The sequence below is a fragment of the Leptolyngbya sp. FACHB-671 genome, from assembly GCF_014695745.1.
GTDB lineage: Bacteria > Cyanobacteriota > Cyanobacteriia > Elainellales > Elainellaceae > JAAUTN01.
The window spans coordinates 1-19,900 of sequence record NZ_JACJOV010000112.1; the positions used below are offsets into that span (position 1 = coordinate 1).

A 19,900-nucleotide genomic window follows, 5' to 3' on the forward strand; every position below is an offset into this window, starting at 1 on the left:
AATGGAACCACTCCGAACCCATCCCGAACTCGGTCGTGAAACATCGCTGCGGCAAAGATAGTTGAGGGGTTGCCCTCCGCAAAAATAGCTCGGCGCCAGGTTATTAATTAAAAAACCACGAATTCCTCCTTCGCTTTATTGAAGGAGGAATTCGTGGTTTACATCATTAGAGTTTGCTGAAACAGCAAGGGTTGTTTCTAGATTAATAGCGCTTAGCAGCACACGCTAATTATCTTTAGTGAATTAGGCAAAACGACTCGTGAGGACGGGTATCGTTGGTAGTTTTCCAGATACTCCAGTACTGCCCAGGATTTTCCACAAGTATTCCCGGCTGGTTGACTGACAAATCTTCGGATGTAGGTTGGGTGAAACAACGTGAAACCTAACGCCCACCTAAATTCTGTTGGGTAATGCATTCGCTTCACCCAACCCACGCTATACCTACAGTACTGCCCAAGATTTTCCACAAATATTTCCAGGTTTAGTGAGATACGCCCCTCTAAACCTGGAAATACTTATAGTTGTACTGCCTCTGTACACTAATCAGCTGGGGCAACTATAGCACTTGAGCGAAATAGAACCCATGGTTAAACGGCATGAAAGAGTTGTATCTGAATCAGCAAAATATCAAGATTAAATTACTGATATCGAGATTAATTCATGTCTAATTCTCAAACTTTGACAGCTCTGGTGCAGTGGTTAGCGGGAGAGTTTGACAATCGCAAGCAGGCATTTGAACAGCCTGCTTGGTTTGTGCATTTGCGACTCTGGCAGCGTCCTTTACGACAGCGAATCCAAGGGAAATTGGCACTGTTTGCAGAGCAGGCGAATGCGCTCTATTTAAATCAACCTTATCGTCAGCGAGTTGTTGTGTTCTCGGAGAATGGCGATCGCTTGCAAGCTCAATATCTAGCACTCAAGCACCCCAATCAGTTTCGAGGTGCAGGTGCTGATACTGATTTGTTGAATAAGTTAGAAGCTTCTGATCTAGAGCCACTGCTTGGTTGTGTACTGGACATTACTCTACAAGACAATATGTTCAAGGCGCGGCCCTTACCCGAAAGCAAGTGCTGCTTTGAGTATGAGGGCAAAACTCGACAAGTAGTGTTGGGGTTTGATGTTGGCTTAAATTCTTTTGCAAGTTATGATCGCGGGGTTGACCCTGAAACAGGGCAAGCACTATGGGGAGCTTTAATGGGTCCCTATGAATTTAGTAAGTGTGAAGATTTTGCGGCTGAGCTGCCTGAATAGCGCCAATATTGAGTTGTTCATAAACCTGCTGCAATCCCTAACTTTTGGTCAACCTTGTGAAATCGCAAGGTGCGATACTATGAGATTAACTTTGGAGATATAGGATGTGAAAGGTTTAGAAGCACTGTGAAGCGCTTTTATCTTCACCCTTAGCAGCCAGGATTAGCGGAGATCTGTTATGGGACTTTTTGACCGGATCGCTCGTGTGATTCGTGCCAACTTGAATAGCCTGGTTGGTCAGGCGGAAGATCCAGAAAAAATTCTGGAGCAGACTGTGCTAGACATGCAGGAGGACCTGATTAAGCTGCGGCAGTCGGTAGCGCAGGCGATCGCCACTCAAAAGCGAACTGAGCGACAGGCAGCTCAGTCTGAAAAAACTGCGAATGAGTGGTATCAGCGAGCGCAGCTGGCGTTGCAGAAAGGGGATGATAGCCTAGCACGGGAGGCTCTGACTCGCCGCAAGTCCTATCAGGAAACGGCTGATGCGCTGAAGGGGCAATTGTCTCAACAAAACAGCGTTGTTACGAAGCTGCGGCAAAATATGATGACCCTAGAGAGCAAAATCTCTGAGGCAAAAACCAAGAAGGATATGTATATTGCTCGCGCCCGCTCTGCCAAAGCATCTCAGCAAATCAACGACATGATGGGGCGTGTGGGTACAGGTAGTGCCATGGCTGCATTTGAGCGCATGGAAGAGAAAGTGATGCAGCTTGAGGCTCAGTCTGAAGCGATCGCCGAGTTGGGTACCGACGACCTAGAGAAACAGTTTGCAGCACTAGAGGGTGGCGGCGACATTGACGCAGAACTGGCTGCCATGAAAGCGCAACTTTCCTCTGGTGCAGCTCCGGCTAGCTTGCCGTCTAGTAAACCTTCACCATCTACTGCTTCTGAAACTGATCCAGAGTTAGAAAAGCTGCGTTCTCAACTTGAAGATGCATAAACTTGAGTAGCGGCAAAGTGAAGATTCAGAATTAATTTGCTTCAAGGCTTGAGGTAAGCAATCCTAGACAACCTGCTGCGTTTGAAACTGAGCTAGTTGGCTGGGGGAAATTGCGCCGTGTTCAGTGATGATAGCGGTGACTAGGTTAGCTGGAGTGACATCGAAAGCGGGATTGTAAAAATCGGCTCCGGGCGGACAAATGATGGTGTCGCCGATTTGAAAAACCTCTTCAGGATCACGCTCCTCAATGGGGATTTCACGGCCATCACTAAGCTTGAAGTCAACTGTAGACAGCGGAGCCGCAACAAAGAACGGAACGTTATGGGCTTTGGCAACTAGGGCGACATTATAAGTCCCAATTTTGTTTGCAGTATCGCCGTTTGCAGCAATTCGGTCAGCCCCAACGACGACTGCATCAACCATGCCTCTTTGCATACAGTGAGCCGCCATGCCATCCGTGATAACAGTCACTGGAATTCCTTCTTGCACGCATTCCCATGCAGTTAGCTTTGCGCCCTGTAAGCGGGGACGAGTTTCATCTGCATAGACCCTTTCTAAGCGACCGTTGTACCAGGCTGATCGCACTACGCCTAAGGCGGTCCCGTATCCCGCAGTTGCTAGCGCCCCGGCATTGCAGTGGGTGAGAATCCGCAGTTTAGCAGGGGTAGAGGGCAAAACTTCTAGTCCGCGATCGCCAATTGCCCGACAAGTCTGCAAATCTTCTGCGTTGATTGTCTGAGCCATGTTGAGTAAAGACTGCCGCAAATGCTCAACGGGTCCAATCGTTTGACGTGCTGTTTTCAGCATCCGGTCGATCGCCCAAAACAGATTCACGGCTGTGGGTCGCGTCGCCCTCAGCTTTTGAGCAACTGCTTCCAAGCGGGTCAAGAACTCATCCCGGCTGTCAGTTTCAATCTCACGAGCACCCAAATACATGCCATAAGCCGCAGCAACTCCAATTGCAGGCGCACCTCTCACAATCATGGTTTTAATTGCTAGTGCCATATCGTCACAGCGACTAATTTCGACGACAGCATATTCACCCGGCAAGCGAGTTTGGTCAATGAGCAAAACGCAATTGCCCTGCCAGACAACGGGATAAACCTGATTTGTGAGTGACATTGGATTTTCAGAAGGAGAGGGTAAAAATATCTTAACTCTTGAGGATAAATGTCGCGACAAAGCGCTAAAAATAGCGATCGCAGTTAGCTCAAGTGTTCGAGGTCAGAGGGAGATAATACCGCTACTGAGCAGAAACCCTCTCATGGGGAACGCAGGCTAACACTATCTCGGTTTCTGCTTCCGTAAGACCATACAGTTCACAAACAAGCTGATCGATGTGTTGATCAACCGCATTGATTTGATGGTGGAATTCCTGCAACACTGCTGGTTTGGTAGGCTCTTGTTGAGCTGGCATCAATAACAACATTTGTTCAACCAAACCGATTAGCTGGTTACAGCGATCGCTCCCCTTTTCCCCTTCCCCATCTCCCCAACAAATCGGTATCTGTTTCAACTGCGGCGGACCCACACGCAGATAACCACCGCTGAGGCTATTGCTAGCAAAACTGCTAGTGAAATAGAAGCGAATCAGCTTGCTGTTGAGTATGCCTAACAAATAGCGCAAGTCAATTGTAGATTGAATGATTGAAGTTGACTTTGCAGCCAAAACTGTACCCGCCGAGTCCAAGGCACACTCCAGCTGCCTTGTCATTCCTGCGACTAGAATTTTGGGGGCGATCGCCTGCTGTTCTCGTTTGCGCGGTAGGTGCTGACGTAAATGGGCTGGAATCACCGGATGCAAGTAAGACGCGCCCAAATAGCGCAATCGCTTTCTCCCCCACAAAAAACAGTAACGATCGAGCGTGCCGCTGTTGACCAGTTGCAGATCTTCAGGAGTAGGAGCTTGGCTTTCCTGAATTAGCGGCTGAATTGCGTAAGCTTCGGCAACAGTTGCGGCTCCTAGGACTTGGGCGATCGCACCTAAAGGTGGAAACTGCCGCAGTCGCAACATCAAGTCTGCCTGCTGCGGCTCAAGTGTAACTAGCCAGGGCAAACTTCTCTCAACAGACTGCTCAGAATCAAACTGCTTAGTGTTAGATGGGGCGAACTCTATGCCTGGAGAAACAATATGAGCATGGGCGACTTCTTCCACACTTTGCATTAACTCGTAGTGAATCATTGACGCTGTGGAGGGAGTGCCTTTTTGCACCACATACACTAGCGGATAAACGGCTACTGCAAATACTGAGACACGGGAATAGTCTCGAATTGAAAGAAGCTGGTTGTGCTGTAGGAGCGATCGCGCCCCTGCTGCATAGTCTGCCGACAGCAGTTTGTTTGGCACGATCAGACTACTTAATCCGCCGGGTTTACATAGTTGCAGCGCCTTTTCAATAAACACACAAAAGATGTCCCAGTTGCCAGCAGCCGCGTTGTAGTGAGTCATGCAATAGTGACGGCAATGGGGCAACCATCGCGTCATCGTTTTTGAGTCAATGTAAGGCGGGTTGCCAATCACCACCTCAAACCCTCCCGATTGCATCGCTTGCGGAAATGCGGTTTGCCAATCTAGCGGATGAAGTGCTTCTCGTTGCAGCGCTTTGTGTTGCGGACAAGCATCTTGCCCGACGATCGCATTGCCCACTTGAATGTTGTGGCTGAGGTCGGGCAGTTGGTCCAAATCAGGGTGAGGCAGAGATTCTAGCAACTTCAGCAATAGGGATAACCGTGTCACCTCAACTGCTTGTGGATCAAGGTCAACGCCATAAAGTTGATTGATCAGAATTTGATTACGCTCTGTCTGGGTGAGAGTTTCCTTGTGGTCTAGCAAAACTTGATAAGCTGTCAGCAAAAAAATGCCGCCTCCACAGGCAGGATCAAGAATTCGCAGCGGGGTTTGGTCGTTTTCAGGACACGATTTGAGCAAATGTCCAACGGTGTTTTGGATGATGTAATGGGCGATCGCTCTCGGTGTGTAATAAGCCCCAGCAAACTTTCGCCTGCCAATTTTGGGCAATTTTGCTCCAGGATTAATTTCCTTTGCTAAAAATATCTCGTGAAGTTGCCCCAATGTCTCAATGGGAATCGTGTCACCACAAGAGACGAACTGAGCAAAACAACTGCACAGGTCACACAGCAAATGATTTTCAACAGTCAAATGAAGCTGCTGTGGGTCGATTGAGAAGTCGCTTAAACCAACCCTATGCCAGTACTGCGTCAAACGGGCATAGAGATCTGTTTGTTGGGAAATTTGCTGAAGCTGACCGGGTGCAACAATTCTCCGATTTTCACAAATTGTCAGACAAAGCGTGACTAATACAATCCGCTGGGCAATTTGGCTGGCTCCATTGGGCAACTCAGGATGAGTCAGCATCAGATCGTGGGCGATCGCTTCCCAAGCCCGCTCAGCCTGCTTCAGCAGTGCTTTCATACCTGTTCCGCAATGCTTGCTTCAGCGAGAGGCTGAATACAGTCAGGGCTATCGTGAGTTGCACGGTTGACCTGACTACTTACGGGATAACGCTCCATGCCTTGAGCAGAATGAGGACACAGCAAAGCCTGTAGCAGATCAGGTTTAGACATTGGGGAAAGCCAGCGATCGTAGTTTGGTTCATCTAAGATTACGGGCATTCGGTTGTGAATCGGCTCCATTAACTCGCTGGCTTCTGTCGTCAGGATGGTGCAAGAGTCAATGGTGTCCCCTTCAGAGCTTTGCCAGTGTTCCCACAGCCCAGCAAAAGCAAAGGGATGGCGATGCGAAGCAGTTCCCTCTTTGGGGCAATCGCTGCGACAAAAATAAAATGGCTGCTTCTGTTTTTCCACCTTTTTCCACTCGTAAAATCCGTCCGTCACAATTAAACATCGCCTGCGCTTAAAGGCAGCCCGAAAGGCAGGTTTCTCGGAGACGGTTTCGGCTCTAGCGTTGATCATTTTTGCCCCAATTTTGGGGTCTTTTGCCCAGGAAGGAATCAAGCCCCAATAGAAATGTGTAAATTGTCGCTGTTCTTGGTCGTCCAGCACTACGGCAGCAATGGGCTGAGTAGGGGCAATGTTGTAGCGCGGCGGCAGGTCGGGCACCTCGGCTAGCCGAAAGTGATTGGCGATCGCCTCACTCGTTTGGCTCAAAGTAAATCTTCCACACATAGCTCTAAAAGTTATTTTGAATTGCGATCAGGGTCTGAATCCAATGTAAAACTAAATGTAGGTCAATGTGTTTCCAGCCGCGCTTATCAAAAACGATTGATCAGTTGAGAAACCTGCCGTGAAAGCACTTCCTGAAAGAATTGTTGCTGCTGGATTTGGTCTAGCGATATTTTTGCTATGTGGCGTTAGCATCGCGTCTTATTTCCAACTTCAAAAGCTAGTTAAAAATAAGCAATGGATAATTCACACCTACAAGGTAATTGGATCAATTGACAATGCTTTTGAAGCAATAAGCGAGGCAGAAAACGCCCATCGAGACTATCTGAGTACTCGGCGGAAAGTTGACCTGGACAAATATCATACCAGCGTAAAAAAAGCTACTCAGTCAATTGAACAAACTCGGCAACTAACCATCGACAATCCAACTCAACAGCAGCGACTCGAACGCCTTGAACCTCTAATCGAAAAAAGATTAGCTTTGCTCGATCAGTCAGTCAGTCTAATTCAGCACAATCAGCTAGAAACGCCTGCACGGATTGCCTTTATCGAACAAGGCGGAGCTGTTCAACCAGAGATTAGGTCAGGCTTACAATCCCTTAAAATTGAGGAGTATGCCTTGCTACAAGAACGAGCAGCAGCAACCGGCTTTTCTAATATTTGTTTGGTAATTTGTATCGGTTATTTTTCTAGTTTTATTTTGCTGATTTGGGTTTATCGATTACTTAACAAACAAATTGGTGTCAGCAAAGCCCTATCTGAAGAGGCAATTCGTCTAGAGCAGCAAGCTACAAAATCAAAACTAGAAAACATTCTGGAAAGAATTACCGATGCTTTTGTCGCCCTCGACCCTGAGTGGCGATATACCTATGTTAACCAGCGGGCAGGACACATCTTCAATCGTGATCCTAAAGAATTAGTTGGTAAAAATATTTGGGAAGAGTTCCCTAAAGGAATTGGGCAGAAGCTTTATCATGCCTACTACCAAGCAGTAACTGAACAGAGAATGGTTCAACTGGAGGAATATTATCCACTCTGGGATAAATGGTTTGAAAGTCGGATCTACCCATCCCGTGAAGGACTGCTGATTTTTTTTCAAGATATTACCGCGCGAAAACAAGCAGAAATCGCGTTAACTCAGAGTGAACAGCGCTATCGGTCTTTAGCAATCGCCTCTGCTCAAGTCATCTGGCTCAGCGATGCAAACGGCAAGACAGTTGGAGACACCTCTGCTTGGCAACAGCTTACTGGGCAAACCGATGCGGAGATCAAAGGGTTGGGTTGGCTAGAGGCGATTCACCCGGACAGCCGTGAACGGATTCATCAGTCTTGGCTTCAGGCGATCGCCACTCAAAGCCTGTATGAGCAAGTGCAGCCAATGCGAACCCGAGACGGCAGCTACCGTGATTTTTGGGTGAGAGGCGTTCCGGTGCGTGAGGCAGATGGCACCGTTCGAGAATGGATTGGCACTTGCACGGATATTACTGAGCGCAAACAGGCAGAAGAGGCACTGCGACAGGCAAAAGCTGAGTTAGAAATCAAAGTTCAAGAGCGCACTGGTGAATTGGTACGTTCTAATCAGGAGCTAGAACTGTTTGCTTCTGTAGCTTCCCACGATTTGCAGGAGCCACTTCGGGCAATTTCGGGCTTTACTCAACTTCTGATGCAAGATTTGCCAGCCGATCTTCTGGACGAATCAACAAAAGAATACATGCATTGGATTGTGGACGGAACGCAACGAATGCAGCAGTTGATTCATGATTTGCTCGCCTACTCACGGGTAGGGACTCACGATTTGGTGCTTACTCCAACCGATTGCAACGAGGTGCTGGAGCAAGTTTCACGTAATTTGCAGGTGGCGATCGCCGAAAATAATGCTGCTATCTTCCATGACTCACTTCCTATGGTTATTGCAGATAAAACTCAATTGATTCAACTCTTTCAAAATTTGATTGGTAATGCTATCAAATTTCGGCGTAAGGAACCGCCCAAAATCTATATTCGGGTAGAGCAAACTGCCTCAGAGCAAATCTTTAGTATTCGCGACAATGGAATTGGCATTCAACCTCGTTATCTTGAGCAAATTTTTGAGGTGTTCAAGCGCTTACATACTCGTCAGGAATTTCCCGGTACTGGAATCGGTTTAGCAATTTGCAAAAAGATTGTAGACCGTCATGGAGGTCGCCTGTGGGCTGAATCTCAACCAGACGAAGGAACCACTTTTTATTTCACTCTACCTAATCGGGAATAGCGATTTCTTTCTTTAAGCCAATTAGAATTAGCTAACACGATACCAGACTCCTATTGCTTAAAATTTCTTGAGTCCTAATTTTTAAAGAGTTAGCATCTCAATTTATCGCAACTCTTATCAAAGAAGCGTTATGGAAAAATTTACCATTCAAATTTTATTAGTAGAAGATAGCTCCACTGATGCAAACTTATTACGTCAAATACTTTTACGGGCAAATCAACTAGGTTGGGAAATGACACACGTCGATCGATTAAGCTACGCAATTGACGCTTGTTGCGATCGCCCCTTTGATGTCGTTTTGCTTGACCTACATTTACCAGATTCCAGTGGACTAGAGACCATCACAGAATTTCGTGCTGCTATTCCTAGTCTGCCAATTGTGGTTTTAACTGCAACAGATGATGAAGAATTGGCTTTGCAGGTCATGGCAAGCGGCGCGCAAGATTACTTGGTCAAAGACCAAATTACGATTCAACTGCTGGTGCGAGCAATTCGCTATGCGATCGAGCGTGAACAGATTCTAAAACGCCTCAAAAACAGCGAACAAAACATGCTCAAAGCGCTTAATCAAGAGCGTGAACTGAACCTAATGAGAACTAACTTTATCTCGATGGTTTCCCATGAATTTCGCACACCGATGACAACAATTCGTTCTTCTACAGAGTTGCTTCAGTGTCTCGGACAGCAAATTACGCCAGAAAAAAGAGAGCAATATTTCAACCGAATCCAGACGTCAATTGATCAAATGCTTGACCTATTGGATGAAGTTTTACTATTGGGCAGCAGTGGAGCAGGTGGACTAGAATACAATCCTGTTCCATTAAATTTAGAAAACTTTTGCCTGGAATTAGTTGAAGCCATGCAGCTCAATGATGGCGATCGCCATTCTATTGTTTTTACCCGTGAAGGAAACTGCACGGAAGCTGAGATGGATGCCGCTTTACTGAGGCATATTTTTATCAATCTCATCTCCAATGCAATTAAATATTCTCCGACACAAAGTAGGATTCAATTTAATCTAAATTGTCAAAATAACACTGCCTTTTTTTCTATCGAGGATCAGGGAATTGGAATTCCCGATAAAGATCAAAGCCGTCTGTTTGAAACTTTCTACCGATGTAGCAACGTGGGTAGGATTCCTGGTACAGGGTTAGGATTGGCGATCGTGAAAAAGTGTGTCGATCTGCATCGAGGCAGGATTCACGCCAGCAGCAAAATCAACGTTGGCACCAAATTTACTGTAGCTTTGCCGCTTACACCTTAAACAATAGACCTCTTGCTGAATGGGGACGCGGCTTTGCCGCGTCCCCATTCACGCTTCGAAAAACGATTCATGCAGGGAGTCTAATTAAACATGCCTATTTTCGAAGTAGGGTTAGAGGCTAAGAACAAGCTGCAATTCGGACTCTGGTTTGGCATCTTCGGGCAATGGATCGGGTTCGGCTCTGACTGCAGAACAATATCGCGCATAGGCACAGCGATCGCACTGTTCACCAGGGAAGGGGAGCCACTTGCGATCGTGTCGCAACTCAAGCGCTAGCTCGCCAATCACACTTTCAACCTGCTGCCGATGAGAAGGCGTAACCTCAAAGCTCACCTTGTTTCCAGTTCGCAGATACACTAGGCTCAATCGCCGCAAACTACGCTGATAGCGCTGCTCTAGCGCCAGGTAATACAGCCCAATTTGCAAATCCATTTCATCAGGTTGGGGTGGCTCAACCTCCTTGGTTGACTTGTAGTCGATCAGTTCCAACCCATCTTCTAGCAAATCCAGGCGGTCATACCGTCCCGACAGAACAAACTCCAAATTCTGCACCTGTAGCGTTCCTTGAATTCTGCCTTCAACTGCCACAGGTCGGCGCATCACCGACTGACTCACAATAAAGTCGTTGTAATAACGCCTCAAAATCGATCGCCCTTCTGCCATCTGGTTTGCCGTCAGGTCTTTAGTTTGTCGGCTCCAGCAGTACTCAATCCAGTCATAGCGTGGAATCGCATCTTGGTAGTGCCATTCCTGGTAAATTTGCGCTAAAGCCTGATGGAGCGAAGTCCCCAGTGCTGCTGAGCCAAAAAACGCTGCTCCCTGTATTCGCCGCTCATAGCGGAAATAATAAGCCTGAGGGCAGTGATAGTAGGTTTGCAGTTTAGCGGCAGACAGTGTGTAGGGCATGGGTTCCAACTCAAGCTGAATGATTGGAGAGAAGGATAGGTGCTCGTACAGCCATCGCTTCTCAACCCATCATGGCACTAGATATAGAATTAGAACAGGGTACTTTTGCACTACTTGCACTAGAGATAGGGGTTGGGGGTTGGGGGTTAGGGACTAGGGATGGGGCACTAGGGTGGGGCGTCGCCCCTGAGTAGAGACTATATTTAGCGGGAATCTAACACTGCGTTTACAGTATTTCTTTTAACAACTGCTTATCATGAGGTAAAACCAATCACCCCGGAATGATGTTGAGTCGGATTAAAGATATTGCTGCGAATCTTGCCCCCCGTCTGATAGAAATTCGTCGCCACATCCACAGTCATCCTGAATTGAGCGGTCAGGAATATCAAACGGCTGCCTACGTCGCAGGAGTCCTTTCATCTTGTGGTCTGCATGTGCAAGAACTAGTCGGTAAAACGGGAGTTGTGGGTGAAATGCTCGGCTCTGGTACTGATAGTCGCCTTCTAGCAATTCGTGCAGACATGGATGCCTTGCCTATTCAAGAAAAAACCGGGTTGGAATATACCTCTCGACAAACTGGCATCATGCACGCCTGTGGTCACGATGTCCACACGACGGTAGGGCTAGGAACGGCAATGGTGTTGGCTCAGCTAGGTGAGACACTACCAGGCACGATTCGATTTCTATTTCAACCGGCTGAAGAAACTGCCCAGGGAGCAGGATGGATGGTCAAAGATGGAGTCATGCAGGATGTGTCCGCGATTTTGGCACTGCATACTTTTCCGACTATTCCCGGTGGCTGTGTTGGCATTCGCTATGGGGCACTGACTGCTGCGGCCGATGATTTGGAAATCACCATTTTAGGAGAGTCGGGACACGGGGCCCGACCGCACGAAGCAATCGACGCAATCTGGATTGCGGCCCAGGTGTTAACGACACTTCAGCAGGCAATCAGTCGCACCCACAATCCACTGCGTCCGGTTGTGCTGACGATTGGACAAATCACAGGCGGCAGGGCACCTAATGTGATTGCCGATCAGGTGAGAATGCTAGGAACAGTACGATCGCTCCATCCTGAAACCAGTGCTGCTCTGCCAACTTGGATTGAGCAAATTGTCGCTAGCGTTTGCCAGCCCTTTGGGGCACGGTACGAAATCAATTACCGGCGAGGCGTTCCCTCGGTGCAAAATGATCCGGCACTTACCCAGTTGGTAGAAGCCGCTGCTCACGAAGCCTGGGGAAGCGATCGCGTGCAGCTTCTACTAGAACCCTCCCTTGGAGCTGAAGATTTCTCTCTTTACCTAGACCACGCTCCAGGCACAATGTTTCGTCTCGGTGTTGCCTTCCCTGACCAGCCCAATTACCCGTTGCATCACCCTCAGTTTCACGTTAATGAAGCGGCGATCGTTACAGGGGTTGTCACAATGGCCTATGCCGCTTACAAGTATTGGCAAAACTAAAGCTATCTAGAGTGAGCAAAGCGATCGTGCAGCAAAATCTGTTTCTAAAATCGTAGGCTTAACTCCTCAACCCCATATCCAACATCCTTCAAGCAAGGACATTCTTTTTGCTGCCTTTAGGAAGATGAACTGGCGCTAAGTTTCTTTGTATACTGCCCCGAATAAGAGTGAATAATCTCCTGAGAACTATGGCAGCATCCACACCACTAAAAGGCATAGAGCTGATCGACTGCGCCAAGGCTAATGCCAAACAGGGCATCCAAACTGCTGCAGGGCTGTGTGGTTATGGTCGGGATCTCAACACCTTCAAGCAGGAGCTTCAACACGCTTGTAGTCAAATTGGTGTGCAGGTTAATGAGTTGAGCGATCTGATTACAGATCAGCAAGTCATTCGTCAAGGGGAGGGAGTAGAAGTAGCACCCGACACCCCTTCAGAGCTGTAGTCCAATTCAAATCCAAATAATTCCTATTATTTTGTTGAATCTACCCACTTTAAATGGGTATTTTTCCCGTCGTGGAAAGGACGTTTATTTCTTAAGCTATTTAATAGCAAGGTTTGACTTGTGCATCACTTGCACGAATGCAAGTAACAATGCGCTTCTCAAGTTAAATCCACAGTTTCCTGAGGCCCGTAGGTGATCCACACTAAAATTGCCGAATCAACACAGCATCACATCAACCCGCAGGGTGTGCAGGTGAACTATTCAGACTCCGTTATTGGGGCAGCGATTTTTGATTTAAGCGGTTTGCCTAAAGAATATTTCACAACGGCTGACAGTGGTGATATTGGCTGGGTGCAGACGATTTTTCAGGCGCTGGGGCTACAGTCTTTACTCGTTTCGTCTTTACAGTTAGAAGGGTTCCGTCATGCTGTGATTCATGGGGCGGGCTACTGTGCAATTGTAGTCAGGCAGCGGGCACGTTATACAGCCTTGTTGGTGCGTCAAGCTGACTTTAAAGAACTTTCAAGCTCTTTTGTTCACTGGATGCAAGACCTTGAACCGACTATTTTAAGAGCCAATCCTCGTTTCAATGCGGTTTAACTAACTGTTCTGCATTAGTAGCGAATCCGAGGATCGACGTAGGCGTTGAAGATATCAATCAAAATGCTGGCGATCGCCACAATCACGCCAAAAAACACCATAATTCCCTGCACCACCGGATAATCCCGGAACCCGATCGCTTCGTATAACCGATTAGCCAGTCCTGGCCAGGAAAAAGTCACCTCCGTTAAAATTGCGCCTCCCAGCAGTGAGGCGATCGTCAATCCCAATACTGTGATCAGCGGAATCATCGCATTTTTCAGCGCATGAGTCATGACGATTTGCCGTTCAGGAATGCCTCGCGCGCGCGCCGCTTCTACGTAGTCTGACCGCAGCGTTTGCTTCAGGTTTACTCGCACAATTCGTTCAAACACGCCGCTCAATAGAATTCCTAGGGTCAAACTGGGCAGCGCCAAGTAATACAAGCTTGTGAACAACGCTCCAAAATTTGCCTGCAACAGGCTATCAATCACGTATAGCCCAGTCAGCCGATCGGGAGGCGTGAACGACAGCGGAAAGCGAGTGCCAATCGGAAACCAGCGCAACTGCACAGCAAACACAAGCTGCAACAGCATTCCCACCCAATAGGTTGGCAGGGCATAAGTAATAATGCCGAACAGCCGTCCTCCTGCATCAACGGGCGTGTTTGGTTTGGATGCAGCCAATGCACCAACGCTCACCCCTACCAGCACTGCGATAATCGCACCCAACACAGTTAGTTCGACGGTAGCCGGAAAATATTGCAGAATAATTTCCCAAACCGACTGTCCCTGACTGGTGAGCGATGTGCCTAGATCAAGCCTGAGCAAATCTTTCAGATAATCAATATATTGCAGCCAAAGCGGGTCGTCTAAACCGAGGCGCGATCGCAATGCTTCCTTCGCCGCCTCTGGTGCCCTGCCGCCTAAAATCACATCAACCGGATCACCTGGCGTTGCCCGCAGCAGCAAAAACACCAGCGTCACGATCGTCCAGAGCATCAACGGCGCAAGCAACAGACGAGAGAGAATATAGTAACCCAGGGCGGTAGAACGAGACATGAAACTTATTGGTATCGGTTTACTAAGCTATTCTGAAACATGAAAAGCACTCAATATTTTAGGGAGTTTGCTTCTCAGAAGCATCCTGAAGTTTTACCAGAATGGATAGAGCGTGTGCTAGCTAATCCAATTAAGCAAGAAATGCAGCCTCATAACCGTATCGCCTTCTGGGGCAACATTGAAGAAGCAGAAGGTCGGGTTCTATGAGTCATTACGCTAGACGATGGAGAAACTGTTCACAATGCTTTTTTTGACCGTAACTTTTATAAACGACAACAGCGAGGAGAGGAGCCACAGTGAAGATTCAATATTTTCCTGAAACCGATACGTTGGCGATCGAGCTAACCAACAAACCTGTAGCCTCTACTGACGCAATTACTAATGTTCTAATCCTGGATTATGACGAACAGGGTAAACCTGTAGCGATTACACTTGACAATTGCTCTAAAAACGTTGATTCTGTTCATCTTCAAACTCTTAATTTGCCTTTAATGAGTTCAAATTACGAACAGATCGGAAGTTGAAGGAGGGCGATCACCCTCCCTCACATCATTCCTATTTAGAAATTTGCCAGAGCAAAAACTGCTGAGTTGGCTCAATGCTGACGTTTTCTATCCCGTCTTGAACAAAGACATAATCTTTGTTTTGCCAGAGGGGAATGTAAGGAACATCTTCAGCAGATAGGTCTTGCAGTTCAGTGAAAACAGCATCACGAGCAGCGGGGTCTTGCTCTGCCCGCTCTTGCGTGATCAGGTCATTTGCTTTTTGGCTGTAGTAGAAGGAGCCGTTGCCCTGACTTGCACCTTTCTCGCAAAGCGTTTCGGGTGAACCCTGGTCACAGCTAAAGAAAGGCTGGGTGAAGTTATCCGGGTCGTAGAAATCGGGATACCAGTTGAGCAAAACGGTTTCGTAGAGCCCGGTGTCAACCCCTTCAGAGAGCGTAGCACGTTCTGCGCTATTGACAGCAACGGTGACTAAGCCTGGAAGCCCTTGTTCAATCGATTCCTTAAGCGTGTTGGCGATGATGCTGCGCTCGGTGGAGGCAGAGGGATACCAGATTTCAAAGTTGAGCGGGTTGGATTCCGAATATCCAGCTTCTTCCAGGAATGCTCTGGCTTTGTTGAAATCGCCATCCCCGTAAGCTTGCTCAAAGACAGGTTTATAAATCTCGAAACTAGTCGGAACCATGCTGTAGAGCGGCTCTGCGTTGCCTTGAAAGACTCGCTCGTTGATCAGGTTGCGGTCGATCATCGCAGCGATCGCCTTTCTTACATTTAGATCACTGGTTGGCTCAATCTTCTGGTTTAGCGTCATGTAGTTGATTACATTCGTGCCAGCTTCGATCACTTCCCAACCGCCACTGTCTTCTTCTCGTTGCAGGCTGGCAATCTGGTCGGGGTCGAGCGTTTGGTAAGCGATGTCTAATCCACTCGTGCGGAAGGTGTTATACAGGTTTGCCGGACTTGCGTAAATTTGAATGTCGATGCCCTGATTAGCTGGAGGTTCGCCCCAGTAGTCTTCATTCACATCCAGCTTGATCGAGTCGGCATTGAGGGAAGCGAGTTTGTAAGGGCCGCTGCCGATGAAAGAGTCAGGTTTGAAGCTGCCTTCGCCAATTTCGTAGGCATCAGGTGGAACGGGGGTTACGCCCCAAAAGGATAGCAGTGCCGGGAATCCAGCAAACTCAGCCTTGAGTGTGATGGTCAGTTCGTATTCACCAGAAGCTTCAACCGAATCGACTACGTCTCCTAGCAAGAAGGCTGGTCCGCCCCCATTTTGAATGAAGCGATCGATAGAAAATTTCATCACTTCGGCGTTAAAGGCAGTGCCATCATGCAGCGTTACGCCTTCTCGCAGCGGAATGGTGTAGGTCAATCCGTCATCGCTAACGGTTGGCATCTCGGTTGCCAGTTGGGGAACTAGGTCTGTGGTGCCAGGTTCGTAGGTGTAGAGGCGATCGCCCATGTTATAGAGCAAGATGCCTGTAAAAATTGTGTAGGCATCTGCCGGATCGAGCGTTTCCACTTTTTGCGTCGTGCCCATTGTGATCCGACTGCTGCCCGCTTCCTCGCTAGCGGCTGGGCTGGCGGGTTGCTCGGTATCAGGCGCACCACCACAGCCGACAATCAGTGCAATACAAAGGCTGAATAGCGTAAAGAATTGGAGGAGCGATCGCCACCCCCGCCGAGAAAAGCCAAACCTACCCGCAAAACCAGACCCGCTCATAAACTCCACCTGGATATCCCAATACAGCTTGTCATCTGTCTATATCCAGAACTTTATACACTGCTAGCAGCAATAACTCAATCAGAATCGGCACATCTGACTAATGACCCTGTGCTCAGAGTTAGCTTTTTGAAAGCCTACAGTGCGTTGATTCTAAATTTGCTAAAGGTCAACTTAATTCCGCTAAAACTCGACCGTCACTTCCTAAAAATTTGACCTGACAAACTCCTGCATTTTTAGGTAGCATCACACTAAAAATCCCGTTAATAACCTGATCCTTTAAGGTTTCTCCAGTACCAAAAGTTACTTCGACAGCAACGGCTTCGGCGGGTGCAAATAAATTTCTATATTCAAAAGTACTGCCAGCATAGAAGGTATAGCTTTCATCAGCAGCAGTTGCAGCAGGTACCGACGGATTTCTCAACGGATTTCTACATTCAAAGGTGCTTCCGAAGTAGAAGGTGGAGTTCCCATCTTGGGTTTTAGTTGACGTCATAAGAGAAGTACTTCTTAAAGTTTCTCCTTCTGATAAAAAGGGCGCACTAAAACTCAAGAGAGGACTATAGCTAAAGCCTCTCCAGACATTTCCTCGTCGAACTAGAGATTTGAAGTCGTAATTTATAGGGTGCTCAAAATAAGGAGCCTCCACTTGCTGCCAACTGGCGTTCCTTTGCTCAACAGTTTCCATTCCGATCACAGCAGACTGTATTGCTCTACTGTCAGTGCGACAAAGCAGCCTGAAAAACACAACTTGTTGGTACGGTGGATATTGAACTGCATGCAGAATCCGAAAGTCTCCAAGAACCTGAGCTTTCTGTCGAATTTCCCGATTGGGACAAAGGTCACCGGAGAAGTAAGAATGACGAACGATATCTTCAGGACTAGGTGCAACAGGCGCGTAGGTAAAATTGTTGTCAATCGTTGGCAACTGGTTACTATCCTGCTGTAGAATCTGACCGTTTTCACCTAAGGCTCTGATTTCACGAACCTCAGTGGCTTCTGGTGACGCTATTGCAAACACACCATCTTTGTTCTCCTGACGCAGACTCTCACCCGTATCAAAGGTGACCTCTATTGCTATCACATCAGGGCTAAGAATTTCACCATAGATCATGGCAGGGCGATCGCTCTGTTGGTTCTCACGGTTCACCGTCCCGTATTCGACGTATTCTTGAGAAAACTCTGGTAAGACTTCAAGATGAGAGCCAGGTTCGGGGGATCGCCACCCTAAACCTTTGCGCTCTAGAACTTCATAGCCTAAGAAGCTTCTTCTAGCTCGACTAATGCTGCTATCCCCATCAAAGCAATTGAGCCGATAGATGGCGATCGTCTCTTGTGACTGTGTTTGAGTTCCGACAAGATGAAAATCTTTTGCTGTCCAATCTTCTGGGCAGATGGTACTTAGCTCTCGACGAACCACTGCTCTAGCACTCAGAGAAAAATAATACAAGCTATAGCCAGAAACAACGCTCAGCAGCAAGCCACCTAGAGCAATCCATAGTCGTTTCATAGCACTTTCCCTGGATAGAATAGCAATCCTAAATCAGTTATGAGATGAGTGAGTTATAAGAAACTCACCTCTTTAGGTGAACTTCTCACAAATCATTTGGGATTGCTATTGGGATTGCTATGGTAATCAATCCTAGAAAGGTTCTTCTGAAGATCGGCTAGGCAGCCTTTTCTAACCATACGGAGTCATTGAGGCGAATCGTGCCGCCCTGCAAGACAGACATTCGAATGCCAGCAATAACGTTGTTATGGCGAGCAGTGGTGCGGAGGATATTCAAATCTTCGGGTAGACCAGATTGCGCCAAGGTCGTCACCACACAACGGGGACAGGCAGTATCGATGCTGAGACGAACTGTTTCACCGATCGCCAAAATTCCTCCTACCCACTCATCTTCCAAAAATGCAGTTTCACACGAAGTAGGTTCAATGACAAAATTCGGGCGAAATCGACAGCGCTCAAATTGCCCTTCTGGATAAAGCTCCTGTAGCCGAGCAAGGGTTGCTGTTGTTATTGCGTGAATGGAGCAAGAGTCAAAAAATGTTCCCGTTGGCATCAGCAGTTGAGTCACTGTATCTTGGTGAGCCGTTCCTTCAACAGATGGCCAGTATTGCTCCAGAGCGGGAGCTTCAGGCGGGCAAGAAAGTAACTCCACATCTCGCCCCAGTGCCGCTGAAAGGACTTTGCTGACATCAGGTGCTTCACTGGTAATCGTGTCACCATTGGGCAGGGAAACTTTAACGGCTGGGAGAGACTCATAGTCATGGGGCATTTCTGTAAGAGCCGCCTGATAATCGAGTAACTTTGCCCATTTTTTGGGATTTTTGGCGCTGGCTACTTTACCACTTTGCACGTCCAGTAGCGCATAGGCGCGATCGCCTGCTAGTCCACGAGCGGTTACTTTTGAGACTTCTATTTCTTCCCCCAACATGGACTTGACCGGATAACGCCAGAGTGACGCGATCGCCCCCACCACTTCCCGCACCATAAACTATTAGTTCTGTAACAACGGGACAACGTTACCAGAACATACGCAACACAGAAGTATCAAGGCTTACGAGGATGTAGGGCGATCGCACCTTCCATGCTTATGCTGTCGAATTTTTGCAGGAGACATCATGAGCGCGATCGCGCTCACACCCCCGAACGAAAATCTATTTTCAAAGCAGGTCTAATCTTCTATTCGCAATCCTGAAATTTGTTCAAAATCTAACTCATTAGGCGTGAATAAAATTGCATTGCTGGTTAGAGCAATCGCAGCATTCTTCAAATCCATACTTTCTATACAAAGATAATCTTTTCGTAAGCGTTGATACTCTAGAGCAGATGTACGACTAAAAGGGATAATCACGATCGGTTGGTAATCTAAAGCAACTTGCAGTAACTCTTGATAAGCCAAAACTTTTTCATCTAGCGTTTTTACCTCGGAAAGAACTCTTAAAAAACTCTACTAAAAAGGTTACTCTATGTCTTAGATGGTCATTCATATTCTAGTAACTAATCTCATTTTTCAAAGTTAGCTTTATGCTAGAAGCAAAGTAGATAAACTTACTCCAATTTACCAAGAATATTTTGCAGCTCAGGCAACTGAATCGCAAAATCCTTCACTCTACTCACTGTTTGCCTGATAATTTCACTATCAGCAAGCAATGATGATCGCCACTTAAACTCTAGGCAGTAGATATCTGTAGGAGTCACTACAGCAATGTCAGTTATCAATCGGTTATTATTATCTATTACTGGCGTTGCTGCAAGGGTAATGCTTGGTTTGGCATGATAGAAGAATGAAATGTCCTCAATGTAATTCAACTCAAGTCGCTAAGAACGGGCATCGTCGAGGGAGACAATGCTACAAGTGTAAGCAGTGCA

At 47.4% G+C, this 19,900-nt stretch carries 20 protein-coding genes and 1 rRNA gene; 11 read left to right on the plus strand and 10 right to left on the minus strand.

The genetic code is table 11. The features are described from left to right. From rrf to H6F93_RS15030, 3 genes are all read left to right on the plus strand, one after another. Positions 1–101: ribosomal RNA gene (gene rrf / locus H6F93_RS15020) — 5S ribosomal RNA — on the plus strand; the annotation flags it as partial. Between the two features lie 559 nt (positions 102–660). Next, positions 661–1,251 (plus strand): chromophore lyase CpcT/CpeT, encoded by a 591-nt coding sequence (locus tag H6F93_RS15025; protein ID WP_190682108.1) that lies wholly within the window; start codon positions 661–663, stop codon positions 1,249–1,251. Between the two features lie 178 nt (positions 1,252–1,429). Beyond that, positions 1,430–2,191, plus strand: a complete 762-nt coding sequence (locus tag H6F93_RS15030; protein ID WP_190682111.1) for a PspA/IM30 family protein — start codon at positions 1,430–1,432, stop codon at positions 2,189–2,191. Between the two features lie 63 nt (positions 2,192–2,254). Here the strand turns inward: H6F93_RS15030 and mtnA are convergent, their stop codons facing one another. The 3 genes from mtnA to H6F93_RS15045 form a co-directional block, all read right to left on the minus strand. Then, the gene (gene mtnA / locus H6F93_RS15035; RefSeq protein WP_190682114.1) at positions 2,255–3,313 is read right to left on the minus strand and encodes an S-methyl-5-thioribose-1-phosphate isomerase; all 1,059 of its coding nucleotides are present in this window, start codon (positions 3,311–3,313) and stop codon (positions 2,255–2,257) included. 121 nt (positions 3,314–3,434) lie between these two features. After that, positions 3,435–5,624, minus strand: a complete 2,190-nt coding sequence (locus tag H6F93_RS15040; protein ID WP_190682117.1) for an Eco57I restriction-modification methylase domain-containing protein — start codon at positions 5,622–5,624, stop codon at positions 3,435–3,437. Then, a complete protein-coding gene (locus tag H6F93_RS15045; protein WP_190682121.1) occupies positions 5,621–6,337 on the minus strand; it encodes an SOS response-associated peptidase in 717 nt (238 codons plus the stop codon). Before H6F93_RS15045 ends, H6F93_RS15040 begins: the two co-directional genes overlap by 4 nt. 118 nt (positions 6,338–6,455) lie before the next feature. On the opposite strand from H6F93_RS15045, the gene H6F93_RS15050 reads away from it, so the two are divergent. Both H6F93_RS15050 and H6F93_RS15055 read left to right on the plus strand, forming a co-directional pair. Continuing rightward, positions 6,456–8,585 carry a CHASE3 domain-containing sensor histidine kinase gene (locus H6F93_RS15050; protein ID WP_190682125.1) on the plus strand — a complete coding sequence of 710 codons (2,130 nt, stop codon included), beginning with the start codon at positions 6,456–6,458 and terminating at the stop codon, positions 8,583–8,585. A 130-nt stretch (positions 8,586–8,715) separates the two neighbouring features. Next, positions 8,716–9,849: a hybrid sensor histidine kinase/response regulator gene (locus H6F93_RS15055; RefSeq protein ID WP_190682128.1), complete on the plus strand. Its 1,134-nt coding sequence runs from the start codon at positions 8,716–8,718 to the stop codon at positions 9,847–9,849. Between the two features lie 111 nt (positions 9,850–9,960). Here H6F93_RS15055 and H6F93_RS15060 read toward each other — a convergent pair whose 3' ends face one another. Continuing rightward, positions 9,961–10,755, minus strand: a complete 795-nt coding sequence (locus H6F93_RS15060; protein WP_190643404.1) for a RecB family exonuclease — start codon at positions 10,753–10,755, stop codon at positions 9,961–9,963. A gap of 281 nt (positions 10,756–11,036) precedes the next feature. On the opposite strand from H6F93_RS15060, the gene H6F93_RS15065 reads away from it, so the two are divergent. The 3 genes from H6F93_RS15065 (at position 11,037) to H6F93_RS15075 (ending at position 13,258) form a co-directional block, all read left to right on the plus strand. Next, a complete protein-coding gene (locus H6F93_RS15065; RefSeq protein ID WP_524537951.1) occupies positions 11,037–12,215 on the plus strand; it encodes a M20 family metallopeptidase in 1,179 nt (392 codons plus the stop codon). A gap of 188 nt (positions 12,216–12,403) precedes the next feature. Next, positions 12,404–12,658, plus strand: coding sequence for a hypothetical protein (locus H6F93_RS15070; protein WP_190682130.1), 255 nt, complete (start codon positions 12,404–12,406; stop codon positions 12,656–12,658). 192 nt (positions 12,659–12,850) lie between these two features. Beyond that, positions 12,851–13,258: a hypothetical protein gene (locus H6F93_RS15075; protein WP_199313735.1), complete on the plus strand. Its 408-nt coding sequence runs from the start codon at positions 12,851–12,853 to the stop codon at positions 13,256–13,258. A gap of 14 nt (positions 13,259–13,272) precedes the next feature. On the opposite strand, the gene H6F93_RS15080 is transcribed toward H6F93_RS15075, so the two are convergent. Further along, the gene (locus tag H6F93_RS15080) at positions 13,273–14,298 is read right to left on the minus strand and encodes an ABC transporter permease (protein ID WP_190682133.1); all 1,026 of its coding nucleotides are present in this window, start codon (positions 14,296–14,298) and stop codon (positions 13,273–13,275) included. A gap of 39 nt (positions 14,299–14,337) precedes the next feature. Here H6F93_RS15080 and H6F93_RS34075 point away from each other — a divergent pair, with 39 nt between their 5' ends. Beyond that, complete coding sequence (locus H6F93_RS34075; RefSeq protein WP_199333608.1) at positions 14,338–14,505, plus strand: hypothetical protein; 168 nt, start codon at positions 14,338–14,340, stop codon at positions 14,503–14,505. Positions 14,506–14,594: 89 nt separating this feature from the next. Further along, positions 14,595–14,822, plus strand: coding sequence for a DUF2283 domain-containing protein (locus tag H6F93_RS15090; protein WP_190682136.1), 228 nt, complete (start codon positions 14,595–14,597; stop codon positions 14,820–14,822). A gap of 31 nt (positions 14,823–14,853) precedes the next feature. Here H6F93_RS15090 and H6F93_RS15095 read toward each other — a convergent pair whose 3' ends face one another. The 5 genes from H6F93_RS15095 to H6F93_RS15115 all read right to left on the minus strand — a co-directional run bounded on the left by H6F93_RS15095 (position 14,854) and on the right by H6F93_RS15115 (position 19,840). Next, positions 14,854–16,524, minus strand: coding sequence for an ABC transporter substrate-binding protein (locus H6F93_RS15095; protein WP_190682139.1), 1,671 nt, complete (start codon positions 16,522–16,524; stop codon positions 14,854–14,856). Positions 16,525–16,693: 169 nt separating this feature from the next. Continuing rightward, positions 16,694–18,034, minus strand: coding sequence for a hypothetical protein (locus tag H6F93_RS15100; protein ID WP_190682142.1), 1,341 nt, complete (start codon positions 18,032–18,034; stop codon positions 16,694–16,696). A gap of 157 nt (positions 18,035–18,191) precedes the next feature. Next, positions 18,192–19,019: an MOSC domain-containing protein gene (locus H6F93_RS15105; RefSeq protein WP_190682145.1), complete on the minus strand. Its 828-nt coding sequence runs from the start codon at positions 19,017–19,019 to the stop codon at positions 18,192–18,194. A gap of 183 nt (positions 19,020–19,202) precedes the next feature. Next, positions 19,203–19,430, minus strand: a complete 228-nt coding sequence (locus H6F93_RS15110; protein ID WP_190682147.1) for a PIN domain-containing protein — start codon at positions 19,428–19,430, stop codon at positions 19,203–19,205. A gap of 149 nt (positions 19,431–19,579) precedes the next feature. Then, entirely contained in the window at positions 19,580–19,840 is a 261-nt protein-coding gene (locus H6F93_RS15115; RefSeq protein WP_190682149.1) for a hypothetical protein, read from the minus strand. Between H6F93_RS15115 and H6F93_RS35810 the strand changes: the two genes are divergently transcribed. Beyond that, the coding region (locus H6F93_RS35810) for a transposase-like zinc-binding domain-containing protein (protein WP_524537882.1) at positions 19,816–19,900 on the plus strand (85 nt) is incomplete at its 3' end. The genes H6F93_RS15115 and H6F93_RS35810 overlap by 25 nt on opposite strands.

Excerpts from the sequence above, each read along its gene's own strand:
- H6F93_RS15025 (WP_190682108.1), top strand. The coding sequence starts at position 661 with ATGTCTAATTCTCAAACTTTGACAGCTCTGGTGCAGTGGTTAGCGGGA.
- H6F93_RS15030 (WP_190682111.1), top strand. The coding sequence starts at position 1,430 with ATGGGACTTTTTGACCGGATCGCTCGTGTGATTCGTGCCAACTTGAAT.
- mtnA (WP_190682114.1), bottom strand. The coding sequence starts at position 3,313 with ATGTCACTCACAAATCAGGTTTATCCCGTTGTCTGGCAGGGCAATTGC.
- H6F93_RS15040 (WP_190682117.1), bottom strand. The coding sequence starts at position 5,624 with ATGAAAGCACTGCTGAAGCAGGCTGAGCGGGCTTGGGAAGCGATCGCC.
- H6F93_RS15045 (WP_190682121.1), bottom strand. The coding sequence starts at position 6,337 with ATGTGTGGAAGATTTACTTTGAGCCAAACGAGTGAGGCGATCGCCAAT.
- H6F93_RS15055 (WP_190682128.1), top strand. The coding sequence starts at position 8,716 with ATGGAAAAATTTACCATTCAAATTTTATTAGTAGAAGATAGCTCCACT.
- H6F93_RS15060 (WP_190643404.1), bottom strand. The coding sequence starts at position 10,755 with ATGCCCTACACACTGTCTGCCGCTAAACTGCAAACCTACTATCACTGC.
- H6F93_RS15065 (WP_524537951.1), top strand. The coding sequence starts at position 11,037 with ATGATGTTGAGTCGGATTAAAGATATTGCTGCGAATCTTGCCCCCCGT.
- H6F93_RS15070 (WP_190682130.1), top strand. The coding sequence starts at position 12,404 with ATGGCAGCATCCACACCACTAAAAGGCATAGAGCTGATCGACTGCGCC.
- H6F93_RS15080 (WP_190682133.1), bottom strand. The coding sequence starts at position 14,298 with ATGTCTCGTTCTACCGCCCTGGGTTACTATATTCTCTCTCGTCTGTTG.
- H6F93_RS34075 (WP_199333608.1), top strand. The coding sequence starts at position 14,338 with ATGAAAAGCACTCAATATTTTAGGGAGTTTGCTTCTCAGAAGCATCCT.
- H6F93_RS15095 (WP_190682139.1), bottom strand. The coding sequence starts at position 16,524 with ATGAGCGGGTCTGGTTTTGCGGGTAGGTTTGGCTTTTCTCGGCGGGGG.
- H6F93_RS15100 (WP_190682142.1), bottom strand. The coding sequence starts at position 18,034 with ATGAAACGACTATGGATTGCTCTAGGTGGCTTGCTGCTGAGCGTTGTT.
- H6F93_RS15105 (WP_190682145.1), bottom strand. The coding sequence starts at position 19,019 with ATGGTGCGGGAAGTGGTGGGGGCGATCGCGTCACTCTGGCGTTATCCG.